This is a genomic window from Carnobacterium sp. ISL-102, assembly GCF_018612935.1.
GTDB classification, from domain to species: Bacteria; Bacillota; Bacilli; order Lactobacillales; family Carnobacteriaceae; genus Carnobacterium_B; species Carnobacterium_B alterfunditum.
The window spans coordinates 1-8,762 of the sequence record NZ_JAGGRF010000053.1 but is presented as its reverse complement, the minus strand read 5'-3'; the positions used below and the strand labels follow the sequence as shown (position 1 = coordinate 8,762).

5 protein-coding genes are annotated in these 8,762 nt (G+C 31.2%); all 5 read left to right on the top strand.

What is annotated here, in order from left to right; translation table 11 throughout:
• The first annotated feature begins 412 nt into the window (after positions 1-412).
• The 5 genes from J7E16_RS11265 (at position 413) to J7E16_RS11245 (ending at position 7,669) form a co-directional block, all read left to right on the top strand.
• Positions 413-892 carry an ATP-binding protein gene (locus J7E16_RS11265; RefSeq protein ID WP_214891715.1) on the top strand — a complete coding sequence of 160 codons (480 nt, stop codon included), beginning with the start codon at positions 413-415 and terminating at the stop codon, positions 890-892.
• 86 nt (positions 893-978) lie between these two features.
• A complete protein-coding gene (locus J7E16_RS11485) occupies positions 979-1,569 on the top strand; it encodes a hypothetical protein (RefSeq protein ID WP_251006176.1) in 591 nt (196 codons plus the stop codon).
• A 69-nt stretch (positions 1,570-1,638) separates the two neighbouring features.
• Positions 1,639-2,793, top strand: a complete 1,155-nt coding sequence (locus J7E16_RS11255) for an SIR2 family protein (protein ID WP_214891713.1) — start codon at positions 1,639-1,641, stop codon at positions 2,791-2,793.
• Entirely contained in the window at positions 2,786-4,519 is a 1,734-nt protein-coding gene (locus J7E16_RS11250; protein ID WP_214891711.1) for an ATP-binding protein, read from the top strand. The genes J7E16_RS11255 and J7E16_RS11250 overlap by 8 nt, the downstream gene beginning before the upstream one ends.
• Positions 4,520-4,639: 120 nt before the next feature.
• A complete protein-coding gene (locus J7E16_RS11245; protein WP_214891709.1) occupies positions 4,640-7,669 on the top strand; it encodes a DEAD/DEAH box helicase in 3,030 nt (1,009 codons plus the stop codon).
• Positions 7,670-8,762: the final 1,093 nt, after the last annotated feature.

The following is an 8,762-nucleotide window of genomic DNA, read 5'->3' as shown; positions in this document are numbered from 1 at the left end:
GGTTCGTTTATCGTCGCTATTGCATCAGAAGACACGTCAGTCGGTTGGTGCAAAGGATGGGACAATGCCGTTGTATGCTTCTCATTCATCAGCAATGGGGAAACTCATAAAAAGTTTTCGTTAATTCCCTTCTGTTTGGGGAAGGTTCCTTGTTTTAGGAACCTTCTCTAAACGGATGGGCCAGCAAACGGCGAAGCCGTGCGGTAGTAGACGAGTGTACAAAAGTAGAACGCCTAAACTAGCAGGATAATAGGACGACCGAGAAAAACTTGACACAGACGAAATAGGAAACGAGATGTTAGCAGTGTATTTATTTGATATAATAGTAGAAAAATAGTCAATAAGTGTGATAATTATACTAAGAAGTGTTTGAAGATAAAAAAGAAAAGTTGTATAAATTGGAGTTGATTTTTTGATACATGACATTAAAGATACCATGCTTTTGAATTCTGCTGTTGGTACGATATTTAATGAGTTAGAAAAATTAAGAAAATCTAGTAAAGAAACTCAAGAAATATTTCGTAAGCGTTGGATATGGGAACTAATACAAAATGCCAGTGATTGTTGCAGAGATGGGGAAAAAATTGATATAGAAATTAAGTTCGATGGGCATTCTAAATTGTTATTTGGACATAACGGTAAAGGGTTTAAGGAAGAGAATCTTTGGAGTATGGTCACACAAATATCAAACAAACAGTCTGATGATGAGACTACAGGACAATTTGGTACGGGTTTTATTACAACGACTTTACTGTCTCCCAAAATCACTATAGAAAGTTTTTTAGAAAATGATAACAGACCTTTTGATCTCAATCTTGATAGAACTGGACAAACTAGGGGCGAAATTAGAGAATCAATAAAAAAAAATATACCTATCATAATTCATCGCTGAAAATTTATGATAAGGAACATCAAAAAAAACTAGAAATTCAGTCACTAATCTATAATGAAAGTACAGTCAGCTTTGATATTGTTTTATTGAACGATAATGAAGTTTATTCATATCCAAAGGCATCTATTATAGTTTTTAAAACTACATCAACCAACGAAGATACAAATAATAGTGAGGGAACCGATAATAATAGTAATATTTCAGGTTTTAATGATGGTAGTACCTATAAAAATAATAAATCGAAAGAAAATGAAAATGGTCAAGGTAGCAATGGAATACCTGTATACACTTATAAAAAGGAATGCTACAGATGTAAAAAAGAAACGTCAATTTATACATACTGCCTGTTTGTATCTAATCAAGAGAGTTTATTCTTTCCTTGGGATAAGCATAGACTGTTTAAAGAGCAAAATTTTGAATTGGGGATTCTTCATATGAAGGAGCCAAGAATTGAATTTTATCCAATTAATTTGTTGGGTGATTTCTCCAATTTGGATGCAAAAATGATGCGGAAATTTCCTACAATCAAAAAACGATATAGTGAAACAAGAAGAGAAACCTATTGTATGAACTTGTGCGAGTATTGTAATGCTAAACAAGGAGAATATTTTGTATATTGGGATATGAATGAATTTATTTCACTTATGACAAATCTATCAATTATTTGTTACATTTAATGTTTGAAAAACTATATGGTATTTGTTGAAGATTGACTAAAATTATTATTTAGAAAGAGGTTAAAGGAAATGGCAGAAAAGGAAATTGGAGAGAATGATTTGTATCACTTTCAAGGAATCGATAATCATCTCATGGGTATAGAAAATGTTGAGGAGCAAATTAATCAAATTGGAACTTTTCTTAAGTCATCTATACGTGCTAGGAATTTATCTGTTTTTATTGGGTCAGGCTGTTCGAATCCAGCTACACCAATGATGGGGACGACAATGAAAGAGATTACTTTAAAAAAAGAAAATGATGATATTGTAAAAAAGATAAGAGAATACACAGGAGAAGAGAAAATAGATAAATTTGTTGATATTGAAGGACTTCTTAATTGGCTACAAAATGGTATCAACTTTGAAAAAAGTGAAGTTAAAAAAAACGAATTAATTATAATTTTTAATAAAATAAAAGAAGAATTTATTTCAACAATTCCTTCTTGGGAGGATGAAAAGTATATAGATTCGTCCACAATAGATACTTATACACAATTCTATAAATATATTTATAATTCTAGAAGTATTGATAGTAGTAAACTATCTGTTTTTACAACAAACTATGATCTTTTTAATGAATTTGCTTTAGAAAATAATAGTTTTTCGTATACAACTGGATTTACTACAGAACTAAGACAATCTTTTGATATTAATCGGTTTAAGTATCGTTTAGTAGATGACACTGAAAGATATAAAGATAAGTGGCAGCCAGTAAAAAAAGAAGCAAATTTATATAAAATTCATGGATCAATAAACTGGTTTCAAGATGAAAATGAAATGTTGTGTCAAAGTAATTATGCTAAAGATAAAATTGTTATATATCCAACAATGCTTAAGCATCAAGAAACAGTCCAGAGCCCGTATTCAGAACTTTTCAGAGAATTTTCTACAGCACTGCAAAAGCCGAATACAACACTAATTGTAATGGGATATGGTTTTCCCGATGAGCATATCAATAACATTATTTCACAAAATATTCAAAATCAAGATTTCAATTTAATTGTTTTTGGTGATATGTCAGAAGATAAAATGAAAGCATTTTATCAAAAATTTAATAAAAAAAGAAATGTACATGTAATTGGAGGGGGAATGAGAGACGGTAGAAAAGGGCATTATTTTAATGTTATTACAAATGAATATCTACGTAAAGAAATGTTAGATGAAAAAGGTGACGAGGATGCATAATATTGGACGGGTAATAAGTGTTTCGTACAATAATTTGGTATTTGAAGTCTCAGATTTTAGTAAATTGAACTATAATCTGCATGGAAATACATATATTGCAAAAGGTGTGGTTGACTATGTAACCATAGTTAATGATATTGAGCAAAAATTTATTTATCAGGTTATAAAAGCGGAAGACAAAGAACAGCAATTATCTAAGTTAGAAAATTCAAAAATAGACTATCTAGGAAAGTTCGATTGTATCCCTATTGGAATTATTAATGATGGAAAGATCGAATTTAACATGAAGAGCTATCCCACATTACAAAATAAAGTCTATTTAACCAGTGAAGAAGAATATAAAATATTATTTTCAATTGATGCTTCCGATAAATCGTTAAGTTTAGGTCTTATTGAAGAAAAGTATAGTGCTCAAATTGATTTATCTCGAATTTTTAATCATCATACTGCTATTCTTGGAAATACTGGCTCAGGAAAATCGACAACAATTAGACAAATTATTTCAGAAACCCAAAAATTTAAAACTAGCAATCTACATCTTCATGTTCTTGATGTTCATGATGAGTATTCTTTAGTTAGTAATACAGAATCTATCGATGTTTTCAAGGATTATAAGATTAATATTCAGAGTTTGGAATTACAGGATTGGATTAATTTAGTTAAACCTTCTGATTTAGTACAATTACCAATTTTACAAACAGCTCTAAAATTATCCGACGCACTTAAAAATAACCGGATTTCTGAAACCTGGCTAAGATGTTATCTTGGATTAACTTTATATAGTTATGTACAAACAGACGCGGTTGCTCGAAGAACCAAGATAATTAATTGTTTAAAAGGGACAGGTATAGATACCAGTAAGTACAGTGCGCAATATGCAAATTTCACTGGGCAGGCAGAAGCAACCTTTTTAGATTCAATAAATCGTTTAATGGAAAGTGAGTATCCAGGAGAAACTGAATACTCGTTTATACATGAGCAATTGACAGAAAGTGAGTACAAAACTGATTCGTTTAATAATTTACTACATGGGTTGGAATTTGCATTCTTACTTGAAGAATCTAAAGGAAATGCACAAGCACGTTCACATTGTGGAACACTGGAAACTAGAATCAAAAGCATTCAAACTAGATATGATAGTTTATTGTCTAGTGGTAGCGATTTCACTCCTATTAGTCAAGAACAAATAACTATTTACTCCGTTTCTGCTTTAGATGATGATTTACTGCTGTTTTTTTCGTCATACTTATTAAAACTAATATTTGAAAAGAATAAAAATTTATCTTTAAAAGAAAGAGATGTAAATATCTTTATTTTAGAAGAGGCCCATCGATATATTTCAAAGTCTAGAGAAAATAGTTCATTTCAAGAAATTGAGCTTTTTAAGAAAATTGCTAGAGAGGGAAGAAAATTTGGGTGTTTCATATTTTTATCAAGTCAAAGGCCAAGTGAACTTTCTTCAACGGTGCTATCTCAGTGTAATAATTATCTTATTCATAGGATAAAAAACAATCTTGATTTAGATTATATGTTGAGGACTATTCCATATATCAATTCTAACCAGTTAACCAGAATATCTTATTTGCCAACTGGTACAGCATTTATTGTGGGAGAATTATTCCCCATTCCCGTTGAAGTTAATGTATTTGATAACACTTTAGATAATGTTTCTACGACACCAGAAATTTTATTTGATGAAAAGGTCTTAAAAAGTATCGAAATTTAATAGGATGAAATTTGAAATTCATCTATAGAAAACAGGGATTTCTAGAAATCATGTGATAACAAGAAATTATATTTCTGAATTAAATAATTTTCTGAAAAAGTAAAATGAGGAGATGGTAATATGGGAGTGAGATACCCTAGACAAGAAATCATAGATCTTGGAAATGGAAATAGGATGAGTAAAAGTTATGATGAACAGGGCAACGGCTATTCTTATGGTGACACTATTGCAAGTTGGAAAAAAGGGTATACTGAGTTAGTATCTAGAAATAAGGGAGAAATTGGCTTACGATTACCCCAATTCGGAGCATTGTCAGCCATCAGGGCACATTGGGCAACATCAAATGTACCTGCTACTGTAGTATTGCCAACAGGAACTGGAAAATCAGAAACGATGTTTGCAACAATTATTTCTGAACAAATTGGCTCAACGCTAATCATAGTACCTTCAAATTTGTTAAGAGAACAAATTTTTGAAGGTTGTAGCCATTTTGGTATCTTGCCTAAGTTGGGAATGATTGATTATAATGTAATTTATCCAACAACATTTCTATACAAGGGGAAATTTAAAGATGAACAGAAGTTGAGAAAAGCAATTGATTCTTCAAATATTATTATTTCAACACCAGGAATGATAAAAAATATGACACCTGAAATTCTTGAAATAATAATAAACAAAATTGAAGTTGTGATTTTTGATGAAGCGCATCATTTAGGTGCACCGGATTGGCAATCAGTTAGAGATAATTTTTTAAATAAAAGGATATTACAATTTACAGCAACCCCTTTCAGGAATGATGGGAAGAAAATTGCGGGTAAAATAATATTTAATTATGGGCTAGGCTTGGCTCAGAACGCTGGTTATTTCAAAAAAATTGAATTTTATCCTATTCAGGAATTTGATGAAAATAAGTCAGATATAGAAATTGCAAATGTTGCGCTAGAGAAATTACGTGGAGACTTAAATGACGGATTTAATCATGTTATACTAGCTAGGGCAAATAGTACAAAACGTGCTAATGAATTGTTTGAAAAAATTTATTCAAAGTATAATGAATTCAATCCTGTTGTAATTCATAGTAAGATAAAAACTTTAGAACGTAGAGAGTCTTTACAGAAAGTAAAGAATGGAGAATCTAAAATAGTTGTGTGCGTGGATATGTTCGGAGAGGGAATTGATATCCCAACACTTAAGATTGCAGCAATCCATGATAAATATAAGTCCTTACCTATTACTTTGCAATTTATAGGTAGATTCGCTAGAACAAGTGGTGAGAACCTGGGAGATGCAAAACTAATAACAAATGTGGCTATGGACGATTTAAGGGAAGCTGTAGAGGAACTCTATCATCAAGATTCTGATTGGAATAGATTATTGAATATCCACTCAAGTCAATCAATAGAAAGTGAAGTTAACCTGGGGGAATTTATCGAAAGTTTTGAAAAGGGTCATGCTGATACGATTGATTTGTCACAATTAAAAATGAAGGTTAGTACAAGGATGTTTCGTTATCATTCTACTAAAATTGAATTTGATAACTGGAAAAAGGTTTTAAATCCGGAACGAACAACTTCTTTAATGAATGATAAAGATTCTGTGTATATTTTTATAGAAGAAATTGAATCAAAAGTAGTATGGTCAGATCAAAAAGATATTGTACAGTATGAGTATGACTTTTTTGTTCTTTTTTTCGATAAAGAAAATGGAATAGTTCATATAAATGAAACCGATACTGGAAAAGGAAATCGTCTTGTTGAAAAGATGTTTTTTGGGGCAAATCAGATAAAGGGAGATTCAATTTATCGTGTTTTAAACGGAATCAATCGATTGATGATTGGAACGCTTGGTTTGAAGCAAGTTCCGAATGGTAGAGTAAGTTTTCGTATGTTTGCTGGAACGGATATTAAGTCAGGAATTAGTGAAGCCGCTAGTTCTAGTTCAATAAAATCTAATTTATTTGGTTATGGGTTTAAAGATGGAAATCGAATAAGCATTGGATGTTCTTATAAGGGAAAAGTTTGGATGCGTTGGGTTGAGAGAGTAGATTTCTGGATTGAGTGGTGTAAAGAAACTGGCAAGCAGGTTTTGGATGTTACAATTGATACAAAAAATATTTTAGAAAACTCTTTAGTTTCAGAAGCAATTACTAGTTTTCCAAAGGGCAAACCATACAAGATAACATTACCTGAACAAATTGAAGTTTCAAATTCTATATCTAAGCAACTCTATATTAAGAAAGAGGACTTAAATATACCACTTTTTCAAGCTTCCTTAAGTAATCCTGAGATTGTTGCGAACAATTTAGTATTTGAATATTGGGTTAATGACCGTAAATTTATGTTTGAACAGTTTATAACAGATACTAATTATGGATTTCAACAAATCGAAGGCGATGAGTTATTTGTTAAGAAAAACAATCAGTTAATCAGTATGACTGATTACTTTAAAGAATATTCTCCTGAAATTTCGTTTATTCAAGAGAAGGGTATAGTGGCAGTAGTTCAAGAAAATTTGAAAACAATAATTAAACCTAAAAAAGATATGACGTTAAATCCAGAGTACATCAATATAATTAATTGGGATAGACTTGGCGTTAATATAAAAAAAGAGTCTCAAGGTAGAGAGAAAAGATCTGACTCAATTCAATATGCCACAATTCACAACATTATTGATTCAAATTCTGACATTATCTTTGATGATGATGGATCAGGAGAAATCGCAGACATTGTATCAGTTATTATTAATCAGGAGCAAAGGAATATAGACTTTCATTTATATCACTGTAAATACTCTCATGGAGATAATCCAAGAGCAAGAGTCTCCGATTTATACGAGGTTTGCGGACAAGCGGAAAAGTCTATTATGTGGAATGATAATACTTTGGAACTAGTTATACGGATGATTGAACGTGAGAAACAACAAAATAAGAAATATAACACAACTAGATTTGATAAAGGAGATTTGAAGACTCTTCATATGTTGAAGAAAATGATTCAAGCAGGTTTTCAAACAAAATTTATGATTTCGGTTGTCCAACCTGGAGTATCCATTAAGTCAATAACTCCAGCTATGAAACAAATACTTTTTGCTTCCGACTCTTTTTTAACGGATACGTATGGTATTAAACTATGCTGTTATTTTAGTGAATAATAAACTATGGTTATATGTGTAATTAAACTAACACCCAAACTAGCACCAATCCCGAAAAATCATCAGAATTTAATGGAATCATCCAGAACAGCTGATGTTGATATAACAACGTTTAGAAGCTGTTAGAATTCATAAGAACCCCGGACCCTTTGCTGGAAGGGTCAGTGGGGTGACGGATAAGAACCTAAGAACCTAAGAACCTAAGAACCTAAGAACCTAAGAACCTAAGAACCTAAGAACCTAAGAACCTAAGAACCTAAGAACCTTGTAATTTAAAGTTCTTAGGTTTATGTTTGAAAATGGAACAAATCTATCTAAATTTTATTTTCCTAGTAGTTAAAAATGACGTTGTAAATGGATGTTTTGGTGGTAATAAGACTCTATCATCACAGGTTCATCTGTGTGATCACTCCTATGTCTGCTTTAGTCGGAAATACATTGTGAGTGTACCACGAATGGCTTTTTTATTTGTCTATCTTAATTTTACAATCGGCGTTTGGAATTGATAAGAACACCTTTATGAAGGAATCCAAAATAACTAGAACTAATAATCAAGGTGAAATGGATCTATCAAAAAGAGGGTTGAAAACTCCTAATTTACACTATAGTAAAAACCTCAAGGAGTTACCTGTAAATATTATTATTCATATTGGTATTTTAAAAAAATTAGCTATTGATTGCTTTAAAGTAACTCTAAAAAATAAATAAGAGAGAGAAAGAATGTCATAAAAATTAGTTCGTATCATGTTCAACAAGAAATTTTTATAAAATTCCACAAAATATTCACTATTTAATGTGGTGATAATACTCAAATTATTCTGTTTTTTAAAATATAGATACATTTCACGGGGTTAGTCTGTCCAAAAAAATATAAATTAGAGTTAAAAGATAATGATTTATAAAACTAGAAATAAAAAACGAACAAAACAGCAAGAAGCAAGATAATTTTGAAAGGGTAGCGACCCCTGAGTATTGCGGACCATTTGAGCCACTTGTGCGGAAAAGTGAGCCAGTGAATGCGGAATTTAGAGCCAGTGATTGCGTGTTAGTGTGCCACACAAAATTAGATAGCTAAATAAAAGTAACCTTCTGT